This window comes from Enhygromyxa salina (assembly GCF_002994635.1).
Taxonomy (GTDB): Bacteria; Myxococcota_A; Polyangia; order Nannocystales; family Nannocystaceae; genus Plesiocystis; species Plesiocystis salina_B.
Genome location: NZ_PVNL01000071.1, coordinates 13,926 through 35,079, shown reverse-complemented (window position 1 = coordinate 35,079; position 21,154 = coordinate 13,926). Strand labels below are relative to the sequence as shown.

General features: G+C 66.1%; 16 protein-coding genes. 5 read left to right on the top strand and 11 right to left on the bottom strand.

Annotation, left to right across the window (positions count from 1 at the left end; all coding sequences use genetic code 11):
* A partial coding sequence (locus ENSA7_RS18685; RefSeq protein WP_219908006.1) for a hypothetical protein occupies nt 1-362 on the top strand: 362 nt, incomplete at its 5' end.
* A gap of 16 nt (nt 363-378) precedes the next feature.
* Here ENSA7_RS18685 and ENSA7_RS18680 read toward each other — a convergent pair.
* On the bottom strand, nt 379-1,395 hold the full coding sequence (locus ENSA7_RS18680; RefSeq protein WP_106090664.1) for a hypothetical protein: 1,017 nt from the start codon (nt 1,393-1,395) through the stop codon (nt 379-381).
* Entirely contained in the window at nt 1,392-4,904 is a 3,513-nt protein-coding gene (locus ENSA7_RS18675; protein WP_106090663.1) for a type VI secretion system Vgr family protein, read from the bottom strand. Before ENSA7_RS18675 ends, ENSA7_RS18680 begins: the two co-directional genes overlap by 4 nt.
* Nucleotides 4,905-5,310: 406 nt before the next feature.
* On the opposite strand from ENSA7_RS18675, the gene exaC reads away from it, so the two are divergent.
* Nucleotides 5,311-6,837, top strand: coding sequence for an acetaldehyde dehydrogenase ExaC (gene exaC / locus ENSA7_RS18670; protein WP_106090662.1), 1,527 nt, complete (start codon nt 5,311-5,313; stop codon nt 6,835-6,837).
* Between the two features lie 6 nt (nt 6,838-6,843).
* Complete coding sequence (locus ENSA7_RS18665; RefSeq protein ID WP_106090661.1) at nt 6,844-7,269, top strand: DUF779 domain-containing protein; 426 nt, start codon at nt 6,844-6,846, stop codon at nt 7,267-7,269.
* Nucleotides 7,270-7,345: 76 nt separating this feature from the next.
* On the opposite strand, the gene ENSA7_RS42315 is transcribed toward ENSA7_RS18665, so the two are convergent.
* The 4 genes from ENSA7_RS42315 to ENSA7_RS18650 all read right to left on the bottom strand — a co-directional run bounded on the left by ENSA7_RS42315 (nt 7,346) and on the right by ENSA7_RS18650 (nt 11,331).
* Entirely contained in the window at nt 7,346-7,903 is a 558-nt protein-coding gene (locus ENSA7_RS42315) for a hypothetical protein (protein ID WP_146157843.1), read from the bottom strand.
* Entirely contained in the window at nt 7,900-8,703 is an 804-nt protein-coding gene (locus ENSA7_RS42310) for a Rab family GTPase (RefSeq protein WP_146157842.1), read from the bottom strand. The genes ENSA7_RS42315 and ENSA7_RS42310 overlap by 4 nt, the downstream gene beginning before the upstream one ends.
* Before the next feature lie 332 nt (nt 8,704-9,035).
* Nucleotides 9,036-9,182: a hypothetical protein gene (locus tag ENSA7_RS43860; RefSeq protein ID WP_181233882.1), complete on the bottom strand. Its 147-nt coding sequence runs from the start codon at nt 9,180-9,182 to the stop codon at nt 9,036-9,038.
* 175 nt (nt 9,183-9,357) lie between these two features.
* Nucleotides 9,358-11,331 carry a DUF5050 domain-containing protein gene (locus tag ENSA7_RS18650; protein WP_106090658.1) on the bottom strand — a complete coding sequence of 658 codons (1,974 nt, stop codon included), beginning with the start codon at nt 11,329-11,331 and terminating at the stop codon, nt 9,358-9,360.
* Nucleotides 11,332-11,745: 414 nt separating this feature from the next.
* Here ENSA7_RS18650 and ENSA7_RS18645 point away from each other — a divergent pair, with 414 nt between their 5' ends.
* On the top strand, nt 11,746-12,156 hold the full coding sequence (locus ENSA7_RS18645) for a hypothetical protein (protein ID WP_106090657.1): 411 nt from the start codon (nt 11,746-11,748) through the stop codon (nt 12,154-12,156).
* Nucleotides 12,157-12,328: 172 nt separating this feature from the next.
* Here ENSA7_RS18645 and ENSA7_RS18640 read toward each other — a convergent pair whose 3' ends face one another.
* The 3 genes from ENSA7_RS18640 to ENSA7_RS18625 form a co-directional block, all read right to left on the bottom strand.
* Entirely contained in the window at nt 12,329-13,363 is a 1,035-nt protein-coding gene (locus tag ENSA7_RS18640) for a peptidyl-alpha-hydroxyglycine alpha-amidating lyase family protein (RefSeq protein ID WP_106090656.1), read from the bottom strand.
* 12 nt (nt 13,364-13,375) lie between these two features.
* Entirely contained in the window at nt 13,376-13,585 is a 210-nt protein-coding gene (locus ENSA7_RS18635) for a hypothetical protein (protein ID WP_106090655.1), read from the bottom strand.
* Nucleotides 13,586-13,924: 339 nt separating this feature from the next.
* Complete coding sequence (locus ENSA7_RS18625) at nt 13,925-14,413, bottom strand: hypothetical protein (RefSeq protein ID WP_106090653.1); 489 nt, start codon at nt 14,411-14,413, stop codon at nt 13,925-13,927.
* 577 nt (nt 14,414-14,990) lie between these two features.
* Between ENSA7_RS18625 and ENSA7_RS18620 the strand changes: the two genes are divergently transcribed.
* Nucleotides 14,991-17,726, top strand: coding sequence for a DEAD/DEAH box helicase (locus ENSA7_RS18620; protein ID WP_106090652.1), 2,736 nt, complete (start codon nt 14,991-14,993; stop codon nt 17,724-17,726).
* A 23-nt stretch (nt 17,727-17,749) separates the two neighbouring features.
* On the opposite strand, the gene ENSA7_RS18615 is transcribed toward ENSA7_RS18620, so the two are convergent.
* Together ENSA7_RS18615 and ENSA7_RS43855 are read right to left on the bottom strand one after the other, a co-directional pair.
* Nucleotides 17,750-19,852 carry a CotH kinase family protein gene (locus tag ENSA7_RS18615; protein WP_106090651.1) on the bottom strand — a complete coding sequence of 701 codons (2,103 nt, stop codon included), beginning with the start codon at nt 19,850-19,852 and terminating at the stop codon, nt 17,750-17,752.
* A gap of 25 nt (nt 19,853-19,877) precedes the next feature.
* Nucleotides 19,878-21,098 (bottom strand): hypothetical protein, encoded by a 1,221-nt coding sequence (locus ENSA7_RS43855; RefSeq protein WP_181233881.1) that lies wholly within the window; start codon nt 21,096-21,098, stop codon nt 19,878-19,880.
* Nucleotides 21,099-21,154 lie beyond the last annotated feature (56 nt).

Sequence of the window (21,154 nt, the reverse complement as noted above, 5' to 3'; positions counted from 1 at the left end):
CCCCTGAACCCCCCGTGTCCCCCGTCGTCGGCTACTGGCACGAAGTCGGGCGCTTCCCATGCGACGGGGGGCCGGAATTCGTCCCTGAAGATCCGATCCGAGACTTCCACATCTCGATCCGCTCGTTTGAGCTGACGTGGCGCCCGTTCGAGAGCTACGTCGACTACATCGGCAAGTACACAGTGGATGATGAACGCAAGACCCTCACGCTCGAGGGTCTGAACGGTAACTACGTTCCGAACGACGTCGACCCAAGCGGCACCTATGAGATCGACGGAGACACCCTCGTGCTTCGAGACATGTGGCTGGGCGCCTCGAAGCGCGGCAAAGGTACAAGCGGTTGCGGGCACCGCTTCCGTTGATGATTTGTGGCGACGGTCACTTCGCGGGTGACGGCACATCGACGACCACGCGACCAGACAGCGCCCCGCGGATCGGGTAGGGTCCCGAGCCAACGTAGGGCGGCCCAGACGAGGGCAGCGGCATGAAAGGTATCTGCCCCGGCGCGGCATCTAACGGTCCGCGATAGTCCTGCCACGTAACCAGGATACAGTAGCGCCCGGGACCAGGCGGCCGCCAGGGGATCACGAGCACGAGTCCCCGGCGCGACGCGAGCGTGACGACGTGCGGGGCGTCATTCGGGAGGCTGGGCGTCAGCACTGGGGTTGTGTTGAGCACAGGCCAAGACTCGTCGTCCGGCGCGACGCCAAATCGCACGCTCAGCCGTGCCCCGGCGTCGTCGGTGCTCGGGACCCGCGGGTCGGTCAACACGACAGGATCTCGCCCGAGATTGCGCAGCGTGATGGTGAGCTCCCAGGACCCTGGGTGTTCCGGGCTCTGCGTAGCGCTCGAGCTCAGCCGAAGCGCCGCGCAGGCGTGCTTGAACACGCGGTTGCTGTGGCCGAGGAGCAGCCGCCACAGCGGGTCGATAGCTTCAAGGAAGCTCCCGCACGCCGCGTTGAACGCCCGCTGCACCACGAAGTCCTGGCCGGCGTAGTGAAGGCGGACCGTAGGTGCCTCGCGGGCGCCGCCAGTTGGATCAGGCAGGTCGACCCACGGCGTCTGTTCAACCGTTGCGCGGATCGTGTCGAGGGCGCCGCCGTCGAGGCGCAAGTAGAACAGTCCAATCGTCGAGCCGGTGAGGTCCTCGAACGAGCGAGTGACGACCAGGACCGCGAGGCCGTCGCGCTCGAACACCGGGGGTACGTAGCTGGTGACGTCCTCATCGCCAGGCGCGAGCGCAGGGGGCACGTAGCCCGAAACCTCGCTGCGGACTCGGAGCCAGGTGGTCCACTCTCGCAGTTCGAAGCAGTCGTCGATGTTGGCGGCGCTGGCGACCTGGCGGCCGTTGGTGGTCGTGAGGTCGAGTTGAAAGGGGATCGGTTCGTCGGTCATGGCTTGACGGCTGGCTTGAAGGTCCAGTGTTTGCCGAGCTGCTGGGCGACGGCCTTGGAGAGAACGTGGCAGACGGGGTTGTAGTGGCGCAGCCGGACGATATTTCCGCTACCCATGAGCGAGGCTTCGTCGATGCCGTTGACCGCGTGGTCTTCGTTCAGCGTGCGGTCGATGCGGGTCGCGCCGATATATTCGTCTGGGTTGCCCATGAGGTGGCCGAACTCGTGTGCTGCCGTAGTGCTCGACTCATCGAGAGGCCACGCATGGGAGTTGGCGCGGGCAAAGTTGTCGGCGACGACAATGGCATGTTCGTTAAGGAATTGTTTTTCGACGAATTCGACATCGAAGTCGACGTCGAGGCGGCAGCATCCAGGCTCGAATGGACTCCCGCATTCGACGCGCACGATCTGGTGTTTGCGAGACCACATCGTGCGAATATCTCGCTCCCATTTTTTGATAACCTCGCGGACCTCGGCGTCCGGCCGCTGCTCGGTCGGCAGCGGGTCTGGCCACGGAAGGCGGCCCACTTGCGTGGCGATTGTCCCATGCGGTTCTCGCCACACAGCGATACCCGTGCGGTTCACTCCGTGCGGATTCTCCCACAACTTCGGAACTTCGAGCCAGTCGGCGCCGTTCCAAAATCGCCAATTTTCATTGCTGATCTCTTTGGCGTACCACCAGTTCGTTGTTCCCCGAAACGTGGCCTCGATTCGACCCGGCGTAGCGCTGGGTACGTGGCCCGACAGGTTGATGATGCTGTGCATCCACGCGCGAACGTAGGAGATTGTACCGCTGAATTTGACCACGTGGTCAGACACAGAGAGCCGCCACGGTTGATGATGAATCGAGTGTACCGATGCTGGGAGGTCACTCAAGAACCGAAAGCGCAGCGGGGCAGGCGTACGCCGCCCGAGGGAATTGGCGTGGAGCAGGCGGTCCTTCTCGAGCTTGCCGCCGCCGACCGTGCGTGGAAGGATGTCGTAGATTTCCACCGACTGGGTCGAGTCTCGGACGTCGTACCCAATGCCCTCGAGGAGGGAAGACCCATCCATCGCGTCGCGGATCCGCAGACCTGCGCGGGCGCCTGGTGAAGCGTGCTCGGCTTCGATGACCAGGCGAGGGCTCTCTCCACACCAGGCTTCTACGTCTAGCCACTCGAGGCTGTTGAGCGTCCCCTCCCCGTGGATGAGCGCGTCGGTGTGATCTTCGGCATCTTTGCGCCTGTGGTGTTCGTCCGAGGGGGGCGGCGCGCGATGGTCCGGTTCGAGGCCTCGCGGCGTTCGTTCTCGCCCTCCGCCACGCGCGGCTCCACGACCGCCGCCCCGCTTGCGTCCGGGCTTGCCGTCGTCTGCGGGCAGCGCGTCCCATGCATCGTACATCGGGCGCGGCTCGGCCGAAATCTCCAACCGGGATATGTCTTTCGCGGCCCCGCCACTGTTGATCCGAACTATATCGCCGGAAATGCTGATGCCATGCGGGGTGAGCGAGATGAAGCTCTCACCGACCTTGATCTCGACGGTGTCGTCGCTCTCGAATGCGATCCTCCTGTGGCCCAGCATGGTGATGCCGGCGCTCGCCCGGGCCGCGAAGTCATTGGCCCGGAGCGAGATCAGCTCTGCGGTCTCCAGCTCGATATTCCGCGCACTCAGCCGGCTGAGCTCACCGACCGCCACGACGCGATCGTTCTTGATTTCCTCGGTCACGCCGCCGCCGACGCAGGTGTACTGTGCCCCGTCAACGTTCACGTATGAGGACCCCATCACGTGGTGGTTGACGTCCCCGTGCACCAGGGTGTTGTGATCTCCGTGGGCATCCTCGCCGGCTCCGCCGCCGACGACCTCCTCGCGGTTGCCACCCGTGGTCTCGAACAGCGGCCCGCGAACGCGCACGTCCATGCGTCGTTGTCCATGCACAAAGATCTGCTCGGCGCCCTTCGCATCCTCGAGTCGAAGCTCGTTAAAGCCGTCGCCCGCGGGTGAAGACGACGACTTGAAGGTTGTCTTGGTCAGCTCACCCGGCAATGAATAGGGCGGCTGCTGGGCCCCATTGTAGACACAGCCCGTGACGATCGGACAGTCCGGGTTGCCATCGACGAACGCGACAACGACCTCCATCCCGACCCGAGGAATGACCATGGCCCCGTAGCCTTGGCCGGCCCACACCTGCGCGACACGAACCCAACACGTGCTCGATTCGTGGGCTTTGCTGTGGCGATCGGTGTGGAACCGAACGCGCACGCGGCCCAGCGTGTCGGTGTGGACCTCGTCGGCTTCTGGGCCGACCACGAGGCCGGTGAGCACCCCTTGCACAGACGGCCGGGGACGCGAGCGCGGCGGCCGGAACGGCTGCGTGTGCGGAATGCACAAGAAGCGGTTCTCGTAGCGAAAGCCACGAGCGTCCTCACCATCGTCGCCGAGGATCTCGTGGTCGACGCTCGTGAGCAGGAATGCCGAGCTGTATCGAGGATCCTGCGCGCCCTCACCGAGGTCGAAGACGGCGCCCGGCCGAAAACCGATCGCGTTGCCGCGGCCGCGCCCGGTGCCTGCTTCTACACCAAAGCGTTCAAAGCCGAGCGACGCGGCGCGTTGGCACTGCTCGAGGTCGACCCCGTCGAAGCTGCTTGCGTCCGGATCGTCGATCGGGTCGTCGATGATGTGCCGGCGCTCGCCCTCGAGCACGACCTCGCGCATGACCTTGGCCTCGGTCTGGGCTGCCGCCTCCTCGATGCGAGCGGGATTCTTGAGGTTGTAGGCGCGGGCGAGGACACGGTTGGGAATACCCCGCGCGAGCCAGTCGAGCTGTTGCAGTGACTCGCGATCGCGCGCTTCGGGTCGGTCACGAACGATCGGGATCGGCTCGGGGACCAGTAGCTCGACGTGAGAACAGTCGTCGTTGTTGTCGAACAAGACGATACGCTCACGCTCGCCCTCGATATCCGCGATGAAGAAGTAGCCGATCCCCTCCTCCTGCATGATCCGCTCGCAGAACGCGAGCGTGGACTCCCGGAACTGAACACAGTAGTCGCGGCGTGGGTACTCGCGGACAATGTGAGACACGACGTCAAGCTCGCGTCGATACTCGCGCAAACCAGGGATGAGGAGCTTGGCGAGGATATCGATGACGCTCATGCCCGAGAAGAAGCGCGTGTCGAGGTCGTGGTCGAGCAGCGCGAACGCGGGTGCCACCGCCACGCGTGCGCCCTCGTCACCAGCGCGCGCGTCGGCGTCGGCCTCGAGAGCGAACTCGACACGACTCACGATCCCATACACATGCCTGCTGAGCCCGCTGCGGTCCAATACGAGCTCACACTCGGCGCCCAAGAGCTGCTCGAGATCACGGGTCCCGGCGTCGAGCGAGAAGTCGACCTCGAACTCGTACGGTCCCGACAGGCGTTCTCGACCCGAGACCCGTCGTACACGCACATTGATCGCGGGGCCGCGCGGAAACCACAGCTCGGCGACGACGGGGTTGAGGGTGTCCGGGTCGCTCGGTTGTGTGTCGTCTGCCATGGCGCGCGGGTAACAGTACCCGGTATGCGAGCGCTGTGCTTACGGATCATGCTGGCCAGCTTCAAGGAGGGTGCGATCCGAGAGCGGCTGGCCCACGCTCCCCATTCGTCGAGCTTCCACCCGGCGATGACGATTGAGCTGCACTCGCACACGGCTTCGAGGGTCTCTTCGAGCCAAGCCGCTGAAAGCCCAGGACCTCAACGAACTGTTTGAGCCTGGGGGAAGGACATCCGATACGGGGCCGCCGGAAGCGCGAATGTCGCGCCTCCCAATTTCGGCGTGTGTATCGGCAGGCGATCTTCACCAAGCCACGCGACCGCGATCACGGGCGCGTAGCGGCAAGCTTCGCGACTGTGCCCAACCGCGCAGCGATCTGGGCAATCATCCTATCACCGAGAGGAACCCCATGACCATCTACAAATTCCCCAACACCGACGGCGCCAACGTCAAGTTCGCGTCGCGCTATCTCAACTACATCGGCGGCGAGTGGACCGAGCCACGCAAGGGCCAGTACTTCGAGAACCCATCGCCGGTCACGGGCGAGTCCTTCTGCGAGATCGCCCGCTCGAGCGCCGAGGACATCGAGCTCGCGCTCGACGCTGCGCACGCGGCCAAGTCCGCCTGGGGCAAGACCAGCGTCGCTGAGCGAGCGCTGATCCTCAACAAGATCGCCGATCGCATGGAGGCCAACATCGAGATGCTCGCCGTCGCCGAGGCGTGGGACAACGGCAAGCCCGTGCGCGAGACCCTGGCCGCGGATCTGCCCCTCGCGATCGACCACTTCCGCTACTTCGCCGGGTGCATTCGTGCGCAAGAGGGCTCGATGGCCGAGATCGACGCCAACACCGTCGCGTATCACCTGCATGAGCCGCTCGGCGTCGTCGGCCAGATCATCCCCTGGAACTTCCCGATCTTGATGGCCGTGTGGAAGCTAGCGCCCGCGCTCGCGGCCGGCAACGCCGTGGTCCTCAAGCCCGCCGAGCAGACCCCCGCCAGCATCTGCGTGTTGATGGAGCTGGTCGGGGATCTGCTGCCCCCAGGTGTGCTCAACATTGTCCAGGGGTTTGGCTTCGAGGCCGGCAAGCCGCTCGCGTCGAGCGACCGCGTGGCCAAGATCGCGTTCACGGGCGAGACCACCACCGGCCGGCTGATCATGCAGTACGCGTCGGAGAACATCATCCCGGTCACGCTCGAGCTCGGCGGCAAGAGCCCCAACCTGTTTTTTGCGGACGTGCTCGACCAGGATGACGCGTTTCGCCAAAAGAGCCTCGAGGGCTTCGGCATGTTCGCGCTCAACCAAGGTGAGGTCTGCACGTGCCCGTCGCGCGCGCTGATTCAAAAGAGCATCTTCTCGCAATTCATGGAGATGGCGGTCGAGCGCGCCAAGCAAAAGTCGCAGCCCGGCAACCCGCTCGACACCGAGACCACCGTCGGCGCGCAGGCGTCCAACGATCAACTCGAGAAGATCCTGCGCTACGTGGAGATCGGCAAGCAGGAGGGCGCCAAGGTGCTGCTCGGTGGTGCCCGGGCCGAGCTCGGCGGGCCGCTGGCCAAGGGCTGGTACATGCAGCCCACGATCTTCTCCGGTGACAACGCCATGCGCGTCTTCCAAGAGGAGATCTTCGGCCCGGTCGTCTCGTGTACCAGCTTCGAGGACTACGACGACGCCATCAAGATCGCCAACGACACCCTCTACGGGCTCGGCGCCGGGGTCTGGACCCGCAACATGCACACCGCATTCAGGGCCGGTCGCGCGATCGAGGCCGGGCGGGTATGGACCAATTGCTACCACCTCTACCCCGCGCATGCGGCCTTTGGTGGGTACAAGCAATCCGGTGTCGGACGCGAGAATCACAAGATGATGCTCGGGCACTATCAGAACGTCAAAAACCTGCTGGTGAGCTACGACGAGAACCCGATGGGGTTCTTCTAGGCCGCCATGAACGACGGTGACGGTGACGGTGTCAGCGATGGCGCCAGCCCCTCGCGCGTGAGCGTCACGCCGGCCGCGGCCGTGTGGCTGGGCCGGCTGCAGGCCGAGCACGGGCCGCTGTTGCTGCATCAAAGCGGTGGCTGCTGTGATGGCAGCGCGCCGATGTGCTACCCGCTCGGCGAGTTCATGATCGGTCAGCGCGACGTGCTGCTCGGTCACGTCTGCGGGACTGCCTGGTACATCGGCGGCAAGCAGTACGAGCTGTGGAAGCACACGCACCTGACCCTCGACGTCGTCGAGGGGCGCGGCTCTGGCTTCTCGCTCGAGGCCCCGAGCGGGATTCGGTTCGTGATTAGCTCGCGGCTGTTCAGCGAGGCGGAGATCGACGGGCTCGACGAGCCCGCTCGGGGTCCGCAGACCAGCGCCGGTTGATGTCGGCGCTCGGCGGTCCGCTAGCGAGCCACCCGCGGTGGCTCGTTGGCGGGCTGCTGTGACGCTCACGGGTTAGTCAGATCGGTGAATCGGCCCGTGCTGCTCGATGAGAGCGCAGCTTGGTAGGTTCTTCGTCGGGGGGGGCACGAAACGGTGACTCGTCCAATTCGAGTTGCCACAGTCCTGCGGGTGGGTTGGCTAATTTATGCTCATGTTTCTTGAGCAAGAACTGAGCCTCGCTGAGCTTCAACTCGAGTTCGACACGTTGAGCGAAATTCAACCGGGCTCCCACATCCACCAACCTCGAGCCGATTTGGTACACACGTCGAAGCTGCCAAATCGACAGTTCCACGCCGGGCTTCATCCTACCGCCGAGCACCGCCAGCAACATGAGGAGAAAAAAGCTAGCGGCCGACAACATCCACGCCACCCCGGTTGGCGAACCAGAAACACTTTGAACGATTAGCCAGACAACGCTAACACAGACTGCAACGAACATAGCAGCCCCGAGCCCCAAGAAATTCTGATAACGTTGATCTGCGGCGCGCGCATTGTCGGTGTATTCGCGCAGCAACCGAGCAACTACTTCTTTTGGAAGCAATTCTGGGTCGTTTGCTTGATTATCGGCGGTCATGGGGCAACCATCTCCGTGATCATCCTGCTCAGTCGCTGGGTGTGATAAGCCCTGAGTTGGTCGTCGTACCCCTCAGCCGTAGGGACGAGGAGCGTGCCTTCACCGTCCTTCATGTTCTTACCCAGCAACGACGCTGACCAAAACTTGTGGCTAAAATTCTGGTCACCGATCTGCTGGCGAAGACTGGCCAAATGAGGTGCATAGTCAGTTTCATAGTGAACCCGGACCATCTCCCGTTGCCCCCACCACAAGTCTTGCTTGGTGATGACCGTGAGCAGCGAGAGCTTTTTCGGCGCCAACTCGAGTTTGGACGATAGTCCCTTGAGTGTCTCGATCTCGTGTGCACGACGGTGCTGAGAATACGCGTCGACAAAGCTTCGGGGATCCATTCCTTCACGATAGATACCTTCCACTTCACGGTACCCGAGCGGTTCTATCGCCGTCAGCCCCCAGCAAACGACATGCAGGACAATGGTGGACTCTCCGTTCGTGACATATCGGCTGAGATCACTCCAAGTGGATGCCCTGAGGCCTTCCTGACCCGGTGGCACCAGCACCGAGCACCACGAGTCTGCGTCGAGTCGATAGGACTCAGTTCGAGTCGATTCTTCGTACTCCGCTGGCACCTCCTCGCCTGCCAACACAGCTCCGAGGGTCGACTTGCCGGCGCCAGCGGAGCCAAAGACTACGACCCGGACGTGACCGCGAGTGATGAGGCTCCAGAGTTGGACGAACGCGTCACGTATCACGCGCCGATTCTTCACCGCGGTGGCGGTTACGCTGAGTGCTTCGGAGAACACCGGTGCAGCATACCACCGTCCCCACAGGATCCAGCGGCTAGGCACGCTCCACCGCAGGTGGGCGCACGAGGCGCAGCAGGGTGTGGGCGGATGAGACATGCGATGCAGGGTCAATACTGGCGTGAACGTCGCGCCGCTCATTTTTCGGCGTGTGGCTCGGCACGCGAGGTGGGCCCGGACGGGGGTCGGGCGTCGAACAGGCCCAGAGCGCCGGGAACCGGGACCCAACTTGCCGAGCACCGAGCGACGTTGGCTCTGCCCACGCAGGCCGAAGTAGCTTCGGCCCCTCGAACTCTCATCAAGGCCCGGGAGCATCCGTCGGCACCAGTCTGCTACGAGCCGCTCGTCACGGTCACGTAGTACTCACGCATCGCCCCATAGAACTTCGCCACCCACTCCGCGACCCACTCGGCCAGCTCGTCCATCCACTTGGGATTGTCGAACCACGAGCAGCAGATCGGGCTGCTCGTGGCTCGCAAGACGGGGTGCTCACCGCTCACTCGACCAACTACGCGATCGCCAAGGTCGGCAAGCTGAGCGGCCTTCGCCCGCTCAGTGCCGTGCATAACCCGGCTCGGACTTCGGGTTTACGGTATTAGCCCACGCGCCAGGGCGCGGTCGCTCAGGGGCTGACCGCGCTCGGGCTCGGCGACCCTACATGAAGGCCAACCCCCACGCGTTGCCGTTGCTCATGGTGATGTCCTGGACGTTGCTGCCGTCAGCGAGGTTGGCGGCGCGGATCATCCCCGCTGTCGGTGCAGCCCAGTAGATCAGCCCCGCCTCCGTGTCGATGTCGAGGCCCTGGACGACCGATTGCCCGTTGAGCAGCACGCTGGGGTTGGCCCCATCGAGCTCGGCGACGAAGATGTTGTCGGCCCGGTTCGAGTAGTACACCAGGCCGGCCGCGGGATCGACCGCGACCGCGATCCCTTGTCCGCCCAGGTTCGGAACGATGACCTCTTGGTCGCTGCCGTCGTAGTTGACCCGATAAAGCTGGGTGTTGTTGTAGGTGATGAAGTACAGCTTCTGGTTGACCGGGTCGGCGGCCATCCCCGAGGGGCTGTCGGCCACGCCGACTTCCATCACGTTGTCGCCGTCGAGATCGGCGCGCATGACCCGGTCGAAGTTGAAATCCGACCAGAACAGGTAGCCGGCGCTCGAGTCCACGGCCAGGCCGAAGACGCTGTTACCCACGATGAGGTCGACCGGGTTGGCCCCGTCGACATCCGACCGGGTGATGGTGGCGCTATGATCGTAGTAGATGTGTCCGTTGGCCGGATCCGTGGCGACCACGAAGTTGCTCTGCAGGCCGCCGACAACCTCCGTCGGGTTGGCGCCGTCCGCCTCCACGCTCCACACTGAGGAGCTCGTGGTGGCCCAGTACACCCGGCTCGGCTCGGCGCCGAAGCCATTGAGGTTGAGGCACCAACGGTCGAGCGTACCGAGCTCACCCTCGTTGGCGTCGCTGATCGAGAGGGTCCATGAGCCCGAGACGTCGGCGTTGTTGAAGGCCGACAGGCTCTCGGCGGGAGCGTAGCGGCCGTCGATGGCGGGCGGGCCCGGCTCGACGCACGCCGCCTCGAGGGAAATGTTCGCGTCGTCGTCGAGGATGGCGAGCATGTCGTCGCCGGTGCAGGCGTTGCCGGGGCCCATCTGGTTGTCGAAGTTGTCTGCGATCAGCACCGTGGTCGCCCCGTGCGTCACCTCGACGTCCAGGTCATCGAGCGAGCTGTGTGTGATGTCGATGGCGAGGTCGACGTCGGTGACGAGGTAGGGGAAGGGCGGGTCGATCATGGACATCACGGTCATGTTGTCGGTGATGTCGACGGGGATCTCGCTCGAGCACACCTGGAAGGGCTCGGCCGCGCACGCGTCGCAGCCGTCGCCCGCCATTTCGTTGCCGTCATCGCAGGTCTCGCCGGTGCTGAGGTCGAGGTACAGGTTGCCGCAGTTCTCATTGGACTGGCAGTTCGCGCTGCAGCCGTCGAGGTCGTCGGCGTTGCTGTCGTCGCAGACCTCGCCCGCGCTGGCGTTGATGATGCCGTCACCGCAGGCGGCCGCGGTGCAGTCGTCGTTGCACTCGGCCGACTCCCCGCCGCCGTCGCACGCTTCGCCCGCGGCGGCGTTGGTCGTGCCGTCGCCACACGAGGCCGCCGTACAGTCGGCGTCGCAGCTTTGCGACTCGCCCATGTCGTCGCACGCTTCTTCGGCGCTCGCGTTGATGATGCCGTCGCCGCAGGCCGCGGGCGTGCAGTCGTCGTTGCACTCGGCCGACTCCCCGCCGTCGTCGCAGCTCTCGCCTGCGCTCATGTTGAGCACGCCGTCGCCGCATGCGGCGCTCGTGCAGTCGGCGTCGCATTGCTCCGACTCCCCGCCATCGTCGCACTCCTCGCCCTCATCCACGACACCGTCACCGCAGCTCGGTGGGGGATCGGTCGGATCGTCAGTCGGATCGTCCGTCGGATCGTCCGTCGGATCGTCCGTCGGATCGTCCGTCGTTCCTCCTGTAGTCTCGCTGCATCCCTCGCCGTCTTCGTCTTCGCATGGCGAGCTCGTGACGTCGTCGCTGCAACCAGTCACAGCGAGCGCGAGGGCCGTCAACAGGGTCGAAATCTTGAGATGTGTCATGGCCGCGGAGCTTAGCTCATCGCGGTGATCGCAGCGGCCAGAACCGCCAGGGCGACAGCGGGCGAGGAAGAGCTGGGATGGTGGCCCTCGTGCGAGTGCATCCCGCGCTTGCCCAGGAATGGAATGCAGACGACCTCGGGCTCGCAGCCGCTGGCGAGGGCCGTGACCGCGCCCGCGAGCGCCGCATGTCGTTGGTCTGCGTGAGCTCGAGCTCGAGCTCACGCTCGAGCTCGATGCGGTCTTCGGCGAGGCAGCCGAGGCCCCGTAGCACGACGCGAGGACCGGCTGCTCGTGCACGAGCACATCGGCCGCGGCGTCGTCGTCCGCGACCTCGTCGATCGAGCGACCGTGACGCCCGAGCACGACGCCGATTTTCCGACCAGCGCGGCGTGTTAGAACGCCGGGGTCGAGTGTGTGGGTGATCCTTCGGGCTACGACACCTGCGTGCCCGCGGACTACGACGTCGACGTCGACGGCGACAAGACCAGCGATCCCGACCTCGCCGTCATGCTCCCCGTGCACGGCTTCATCGACGCCTACAGCTCGGGCGGCCCGGTCGTGACCTTCGGGATTCTGGGTGTCGGCGCGGACGGCCAGCCGAGCTACGCCAACACCAACAGCGAGGATCAGAACTACCGGGGGATCGATATCGCCTGCACCGGCAGCAACGCGTTGGGCGAATTCGAAGCCGTCCCGCCCGTGCGGATGTGGAGCGTGCTTCAGGAGCTCGGGCCACAGAGCGAGCAGGCGGTCTACTCGATCTGCTCGTCCGACTTTGGCGGCGGGCTTGGCCAGATCGGGACGACGATCGCTGGCTACTTCTGAGCGCCGCCGCTCACTCGTCCGCCTCGACTTGGGGTGTCGTCGCGGACGATGCGATTCGCGGTCTGCCTCCTCGCCGCCTGCTCTACGGTCGCTTTCCCGACCAAGGCGGCCTCGCGCTTCTCGCTAGAGCGCCGCGAGGTCTACGCGAGGCTTGGCCGGGTCGGGAGTCCGGTCATTCGTGGAATGTCGCCCCGACGAACTTCTGTACGCGGCGCCCCCAAGCGTCGACGACATAGATCGTGCCGTCGTCGCCGACGGCGACGTCGTGGCCGAGCCGGAACTGGCCATCCTGGCTGCCGAACGCCCCCAAGGTGGCCCGGATCTCGCCCTCGGGAGACAAGATCACCACCCGGGATCGATCGGGTCCCGTCGCGGGGAGGTCACCTCCGTCGATGACGACGAGCTCGCCGGAGGGGGCGACGTCGATCCCGTACGGGCGGCCGAGCTCGTCGGCTACCCAGGCGAACTCGAAGGTGCCGTCCAAGCCGAACGCCTGGACCCTGCGGTTGCCCCGATCGGCGACGTAGAGCAGCGCGTCGCCGTCCCATGCGATGCCATGGGGAACCGCGAACTGGCCCGGGCCGGATCCGCGGGTTCCCCAGGTAGCGACGAACTCCCCGGTGGGGGAGAAGCGCACGACCCGGGAATTCTCGTAGCCATCCGCCACATAGAACGACCCGTCCGGCAAGACCACCACGTCGGTGGGCAGGCCGAGGTGCTCACGGTCGTCGCCGGGCTCACCGGCGACGCCCCAGGTTTGAAGCAGCTCGCCGTCGTGGCTGAACTTCAAGACCTGGTGAAGCCCGACGTCCGTGACCCAAACATTGCCCTGGTCATCGACGTCGAGCCCATGGGGGATCGAGAACCGATCGGCACCCCAGGCTGCGAGCTGCTGACCCGAATCCGGGTCGAACATCATCACGGTGTCCTCCGCGATCAGGCCGGGAGGCGGGGGGTAGTCGAAGTCGCGGTGGGCCCGATGAAACACGAACACGTGGCCATGCAGGTCGACGTCGACGCCCGTGGCCTGTCCAAGGCCGTGCCCTGACGGATGCCTCGGCCAGCCATGGACCACGGTGGCCTCCTGCAGAGGACCGACGCAGCCCAAGGCGCTCGCCGAAGCGAGGAGCGCGAAGGCGAGGGCGAGCTTGGTCGTCGCGGCCCGTGGTCGACATGCGGCCGCGATGGCGTGGGTGATCCGGGTCATGGTCGCGCGATGCTACTGGCGCGTGCGCCCGGTCTGACCGACCGCGTCCGGGTTTCCCGGCTCAGTCGGGGTTGACCCACTCCGAGCGGGCAAGGGCCGGTGGCGGGGCGTCGCTGACAGCCCGTCGGTGGCTTGATCGCGGACCAGGTACTCGAGCTCGAGCTGCCAGCACGGGCGCTCGAACGGCTCGCGGCCGTCCGGGCGGCGCCACAGATCGAGCATCACGATCGGCCGCCGCGGGCTTCGGCCTGCCGCCGACCGTCAACGAGAATGGGACGCAGTCGTGAGCATAGACCGCCCAAGGCGTCGCTAGTCATGTGCGCAGTGCACAAACGTAGGCGATCCATACCATGACGATCCCTAACATCGCGTCGGCCCCATTGGTGTCCTGTTGGCGGCGCATCGACCACCACGCCAGGATTGTAGCAATCGCCAACCCCGAAGGCACCAGCGCATCCAGCCACCGCCCGGCCACTATCGGGACCACTGCGAGGTAGATCGCGGCTAGCCCGATTGTGACGGCGGAAGCCGCTGTGTACCACGGCACCCGCGGCGTCTCTTCTAGCCCGGACACTTGATGTCCTTGAATTCCTTGGAGAGGTGGGGAATACACGTACAAGCTGCGTTATACCCCGCGGCCAACCCGAACGGGTTCGCTCGAGCGAGCAGAATTGCGGTCGACACAATCCCAAATGCGCATGGCAGCGGGCCCTTTTGGGGGTGGGTTCCGTAGTCGAGCACTGCGTGCCCGAGCGCTGTTTCCACGGCCTGTAGACGCAGCGCGATCTGAGCGGGCGTTAGAGTGGAATCCGGGTCGAACGTAACGGCATCCGTGATGGTTGCTTGTGCCCAGCCGTCGGGGTAGTCGAATACCATTACAAGGGATCCCTCCGGCTCGACCCAAAGGACCACCGAGCCGGACTGGAGGCCGTCCGCGTCCAGGATCACTAACTGGGCTGAATCGGCGGTCTGTATTACCTCTACCGAACCCGGGTTGGAAATCGTGACACTTGGTAGCGCCGCGAAGATGGTGAACGCAACCTGGAACATAATACCTCTGTAGGCTTCCGCCAGCCAAGGATCAACCTAGGGAACCGTGCAACACTAGCCGGCGCTCGGGACACTGGGCTAGGTTTCTGCGGCCTGTCGCGGCGCGACCCGAGCCGCTGGCGACCGGTCGAGCGAGGCCGTCCAAGCGAGATTGTCGAGTCGCCGCATCGGTCACTCGCGTCTGGTTTAGCGACCTCCGCTGCCCGGGAGCACCATCCCCGGAGGAGCGCAGCGCGGTGCCCCCGCACCCAGGCGGGTCCCCGATGGCTGCCGTCTGCCCGCTGGCGGTGCCCGAAGACTCTGACACCGAAGACTGTGACACCGTTGCCGTAGAACTTTGGGGTACCTGCTTGGCTCGAGAACGTTCCAGGGCGACAGCTACTGGTTAATCTGCGAGACTGCCGGCTCGGACCAAATTCAGTGGTGCCCCTGAGCGATGAGGCGCGGCCGTGGCAGATCAGATAGTGGGGGGCTGCCCACCGCCGGGCGTTGCTGTGAGTGTGACAGTGAGAGTGAACCAGCCAACGTGGATTCGACCTGGCCGCGGCGTCGCGTTCCCGCGTAGAGTGCAGGCCCCATGACCGCGTTCTCTCGGTTCTCGCCGCGACTGCAGCAGGCGATCGTCGCCCGGCTTGGCTGGAAGTCGCTGCGCCCGGTTCAGGAGCTCTCCGGCGAGGCGCTGCTCGACGGACACAACGCGGTGATCCTCGCTCCAACGGCCGGCGGCAAGACCGAGGCCAGCATGTTCCCGACGCTCTCGGGCATGGTCGACGAGCCGCCCGTTGGCGTCGGGGCGCTGTACATCGCGCCGATCAAGGCCCTGCTCAACAACCAGGCCGAGCGGCTGGGGCAGTACACCGAGATGGTCGGGCTGCGGCGGTTTGTCTGGCACGGCGACACCAGCAGCGGCGAGCGGCGCAAGTTCTTGCGGGAGCCGGCCGAGCTGCTCATGACCACGCCGGAGTCGCTCGAGGTCATGCTGGTGTCGCAGACCGTCGACACCGCGCGGCTGTTTGGGGATCTGCGCGTGGTCGTGATCGACGAGATCCATGCGCTGGCTGGGAGTGACCGGGGCGCGCACTTGCTCAGCGTGATCGAGCGGCTCGCCGCGCTGTCACGCCACGATGTCCAGCGCGTCGGGCTGAGCGCGACGGTCGGCAACCCCGACGCGATCCTGACCTGGCTGCGGGGCAGCTCGAAGCGAGCGGGCGTGGTCGTGGATCCGCCGCACGGGGCGGCGCGGCGGCGGCTGCTGGTGGTGCACGAGCCGGATCTCGCCGCGCTCGCGCACGGGGCCGCGCGGGTGGCGAAAAACGGCAAGAGCCTGTTTTTTTGTCAGTCGCGGGCGATCACCGAGGCCGTCGCCGAGCACATGCGCCAGGCCGGGACCGAGGTCTTCGTGCATCACAGCTCGGTGTCCAAGGAGGAGCGCGAGCTCGCTGAGGCGCGGTTTCACCAGGGCGCGAGCGCCTGCATCGTGTGCACCTCTACGCTCGAGCTCGGGATTGACGTGGGCGACCTCGACCGGGTCCTGCAGGCCGAGGCGCCCGACACGGTCGGGTCGTTCTTGCAGCGCATGGGTCGGACCGGGCGACGCTCGGGCCAGGTCGCGAACACCACGTTTTTCTGCGGAACCGAAGAGGGGGTGTTGCAGGCGATCGCGCTGATCGAGCTGGCCAAGTCGCGGTGGGTCGAGTCGGTCGAGCTCGGCCACCGGGCCTGGCCTGTGCTCGTGCACCAGCTGCTCGCGCTGTCGCTCGCGCACGATGGAGTGTCGGCCGAGCAGGCCTGGCGTCACCTGGCCAGGCTGCCAGACCTCGCGGGGGTTCACCGGGCCGAGTTTGACCGGCTGATCGCGTGGATGCTGCGCGACGGCTCGCTGATGGCGGCGAGTGGCAGGCTGCTGCTCGGGCCCAAGGCGGAGCGTCGGTTTGGTCGGCGCAATTTCATGGAGCTCTATGCGGTGTTCTCGAGCCCGCAGAGCTATATGGTTCAGACCCCGAATGGGCAGATGCTGGGTTCGCTCAATCAGGGCTTTGTCGATCGGCTGGTCGATGGGGTGAGCTGTTTTTTGCTCGGCGGGCGGCCGTGGGCGGTGATCCGGGTCCAGCACACGGATCGTCGGGTCGTGGTTCAAAAGGCTCCGCGCGGGCGCAAGCCGACCTGGGGCGGGTTTCTACCCCAATTCCTGGGGTTCGAGCTGTGCCAGCAGGTGCTCGAGGTGCTGAGCTCGGATCAGGACTATGTATACCTGCACGACAGCGCCCGGACGGTGCTCGCGGACAAGCGCGCGAGCTTTGACGGGGTCCTGTCGCCGCGTCGAGGTGGGGTTGAGGTCGCGGCGGATGAGCTGCGCTGGTGGACCTTCGCGGGCGGGCGGATCAACGCGACCTTGCGCTACGCGCTCGAGGCGATCGGGCCTGGCTGGAAGGTGGTGCCCGACAACTACGTGATCAAGATCCGGGGCGACGTCGACCATGTTCGGTTTGCCGCGGCCCGCGAGCAGCTCGAGGATCCAGAGTTCTGGGAAGACGAACAGCTGTGGCAGCGGGTCGCGGCTTCGCTGCCGAACTACCGACTGAGCAAGTTTCAGCCGTTGATGCCGCCATGGGTCGAGCGCGAGATGGTCGCGGAGTTTCTGCTCGATGTGGCGGGGGCGTGGCGGTGGGTCTCGGGCGGGGACGAGCTGGCCGAGCGCGAGCGGGTGCCCGCGGCGCTGCGGCGGATACCTGCGGGTGATGCCGCGCCGGTCGTGACAGTTGAAGATCTGGACGCCGCGCCGCCGCGCGAGCCCTCGCTGCCCGTGCAGTGGGTGGACAGTGACGAGGCGCTCGCTGTCGTGTGTGAGCGGCTGCGGCTCGAGGAGGCGGTCGCGCTGGATGTCGAGACCACGTTCTCGCGGACGCTGTGCCTCGTGCAACTAGGGACGCGGGAGCAGATCTATGTGATCGACGCGCTACAGCTGACCGATCTCGAGCCGCTTGGGGGCCTGCTCGGGGATCCTGCGGTGGTCAAGATCATCCACAATGCGAGCTTCGAGAAGGGCGTGCTGCGGCGGCATGGGATCGAGATCTCGAATATTGTGGATACCTTGACCTTGTCGCGCCAGCGGCATGGCCGGGATCTGGAGGGCGGGCACAAGCTCGGCGAGGTCTGTCGGCGGGAGTTGGGGATTGAGCTGGACAAGACCGAGCAGACCAGCAATTGGGCTCGGCGGCCGCTGTCGCGGCGGCAGCTGGCCTATGCGGCGCTCGACGTGGAGGTGTTGCCGCCGCTGTGGGATCGACTGCAGCGCCAGGGCCGGCTGCTGTAGAAAGGGCCCGGTGTCTCAGATGATCAGTTCCCAACCCGGTACGCCGCGATCCGCTCAGCCACCAGCGCCCGCCGGGCCGCAAACGCCTCCCGCAGCACACCCGCGCGGGTCTGCACCTCGTCCTCCAGCACTCCAAACCCAACCGCGTCCGGATTCACGCTCAGCAGCTCGATCATCGCCGCCCGAGCCTGCTCCCCACCGAGCTGCGCGAGCACAGCCGATGCGCTGATGTCAGTCGCAGCATCAAACCGCCCCTGCTCCAGCCACGCCAGGGTCTGCTCGAGCGTGTCCACATACCGCGCATACACGCCCGGATCCTCGAAGATCGCGTAGTCCAGCCGACCCTCGGTGCAGTACAGCAACTCATGAGGATCCTGGATCGCAAAGTCACCATTGTTGTGACACGGCGAGAAAATGTCGTCCTGATCCCAGGTCGAGATGCTGAAGAAATCCCGCGTCACGCCGGGCTCGGCGGTGACGTCCGTCGACATGAAGTAGACCTCGTCCACATAGTCGCCCGACTCGAGCAAGCTCATCAGCGCGATCCAGCGCAGGTATTGCTCGAGGTCCATGCTCGCCTCGAGCCAGGCCAGCAGATCATCGCCCGTGCGGGTCTCGGCCTCGGTCAGGAACGCCTCGTAGTCCGCCTCCGCCTGCGCTTCCGAGCCGGCGCTGTGCTTGAGCTCGGGCGGCTCGCCCTCGACGTCTGACGCGCGCCGCATGATCAGCCGGACCCCGGTGTTGTCGTGCCGCAGCTCCTCGTGCGGCTTCTCGACCAGCAGGTACACGCCCTGGCTGACGCCGCTGAGCACCACCTCGACCATCCGAAATTTCGGCGCGAACAGGCCAAGCTCGGCCATCAGCTGGTTGGCCGTGAACTGCGTAATGTAGCGATCATCCAGGCACATCGAGAGCAAGAAGAACTCGTCGGTGGCCGAATCCTCGAACCAGCGCCGGGGTTGATCGTCCTCGAAATTGAGCGAGTACGACTTGCGCTCGCACGCCAGCGAATTATTGCCGCGCAGCTTCAGCTTGGCCGGGGCGGTGAGATCGGGCGCGTTGAGGTCGGTTCGGATCTTGCCAACGAAGGGCTCTTTGCTGAGCTCGGCGACGCGGGAGTCGTACTCGATCCGCTGCGATGGTGACAGCAGGATCTCGATCACCTCGGGGTACGCGGGCGCGCCAACACCAGCCTCGCAGCTCATGCCTGGCTCGGCACCCGGCACAGCGACATGATCCAGCTCGAGCGAGGGCCCCCCGCCCACGACCTGCAAGCGCGCGCCCTCGGCCAGATCGAGCGCGCAGTAGCTCACGACCTGCTCACCAGCGGCGAGCGCAGCGTCGAGCCGGGTCGACGCGTCGAGCAGGGCCGGGGCAAAGCTGCTCGGGGACTCACCGAGCGAGACGAAGTCGACACGCAGCGACTCGCTCGCGACGGGCGCTGCGTCAGCCACGATCGCGTCAGGCCCGACCACCAGCAGCTGACGAACGCTGCCGTGGTCGCCCTGGACCAGCGCCAGGGTATCGTCGATCACATCAACCGCAGCCGCGGGCGCGAGCGAGTCGTCGTCGCGCAGCCCCAGCCCGCTGCCGAGCAGCTGCGCCAGCCTGGCCCGGTCCGTGGTCGGCGTGGAGATCTGCGTGACCCGCTGCCCCCAGCGAAACAGCGCGATCCGTTCGTCGGCGGGCCGGGCCTCGATCAACGCCATGACCGCCTGCTGCAGCTCGACAGCCTGCCCAGGCTCGGCCACGGGCAGCACCAACAACGCGGTGATCGAGCGGCTCGCGGCCGGCTCGATCGTGGTCGCCAACACTTCACAGTCGGCGTCGGTCACCACCAGGCACGCGCCATACTCGGCCCCCAGCACCTGGCCGGCCTGGTCTTCGATCCGCACGTGACGACGCAGCCCGTGGTCGTCGTAGAGCTCGGTGCCGGTCGGCACGACCTGGGCGATCAGCGAGCAATCGACGTCGAGCCCGGCGCCGTCGGCCTGCACGTCGCAGACCTCGGGCAGCTCGGGCTCGGGCTCGGGCTCGGGCTCGGCATTGGGCGGCTCGCACCCCATCACCGCCAGGGCCAGACCCACGAGCAGGGCGTGGCACAGGCGGTGGACGGGGGCGATCATCGTGTTCGTCCGATCCGCGCTGGGATCACGCGGCCGCGTGGACGCTGGGCTGGGTGTGCTTGGCGATCAGGCGGCGCAGCGTGGGCGCGATGAGCTGGTCGAGCACCGCGTTGGACACGGCCGCGCGGGTCGACGCTTGCAGCAGACCAAAGCGCTCGAGCGACGGGCTGTCCTTGCGGGGATCAACCGCGGGCCGCTCCGCGCTGAGCTGCTCGAGGCGAGCGCTCAGGAGCGGGGCCAAGCTGGCGTCCTTGCTGAGCATCCAGTCGAGGGTAGCCCAGGCCAGCTCCGCGTGGCGGGTCTCGTCTTCGGCGATCTGCGAGAGCACCTCGGACACCTTGCCGCTGCAGCGCTCGGCCGAGATCCGGGCCCGCATCGCCGCCACACCCTCGCCGAAGCACCCCTCTTCCAGGGCCTCGAGCGCGAGCTCGGCCAGCGTCGGGATCCGCGGCTTCGGCATCGCCAGCGCGCCGAGGTCGATGTCGCCAGCGCCGAAGCTGCGGGCCATGTCGAGGCACAGCTGCGCGTGGCTGATCTCGTCGAGCGCCGCCGCGTGGCAACGCGCGATCAGCTGGGGCGGCGCCGCGTGGGCCATCAACTCCTGGGACAGCCGCGCGAACGCGGGGATCGAGCCGTGCTCGCTCTGGGCCGCGCGGGTCCAGGCCCGCGCGGCGGCGTCGTCGTGCAGGTCGCAGTCCGATTGCGCCCAGGCGCTGCCGCTGACCAGGGTGGGCAGCAGCACGGAGCCACCCTCGCGGATCGGACGGCCCTCTTCGCCGCCCGCGGGAGCGCAGGTGTCCTTGAACTCGTCAAAGTAGAGCACCTGGTTGCAGGAGGTCGGGTTCATGGCGGCCACGCAGGCCGACTCCGACGGCGAGGCGCTCATCGCCGCGAGCATGTTGTCGGCGTCGGTCAGGCAGGTCGCTGCTTGCTCCGCGGCGTAGCTCTCGCAGTCGCCACCGATGAACGACCCGGGGCCGATGTCGCACGCCGCGTCCGGCTCGCAGGCCCAGACGGCCTCGCAGTAGAGGGTGACCCGCAGGGTCGCGTACTCGGTCTCGGTGAGATCCTCGTAGAGCGGACCAGTGTCGGGGTCCTCGCCGGGCTCGCCGGGCTCACCCGGCTCGCCGGGCTCGCCGGGCTCACCGGGCTCACCCGGGTCGACCATCTCTTCGTCACCGGGATCACCGATCTCGTCGGCGATGAACTCTTGGCCGCAGCCGGCCGCGGCGAGGAAGAGGGGCAAGAAAGGACGGAGGTTCAAGCGGGCCATGCGATGTCTGTTGCACGGCGCGGGTGAGT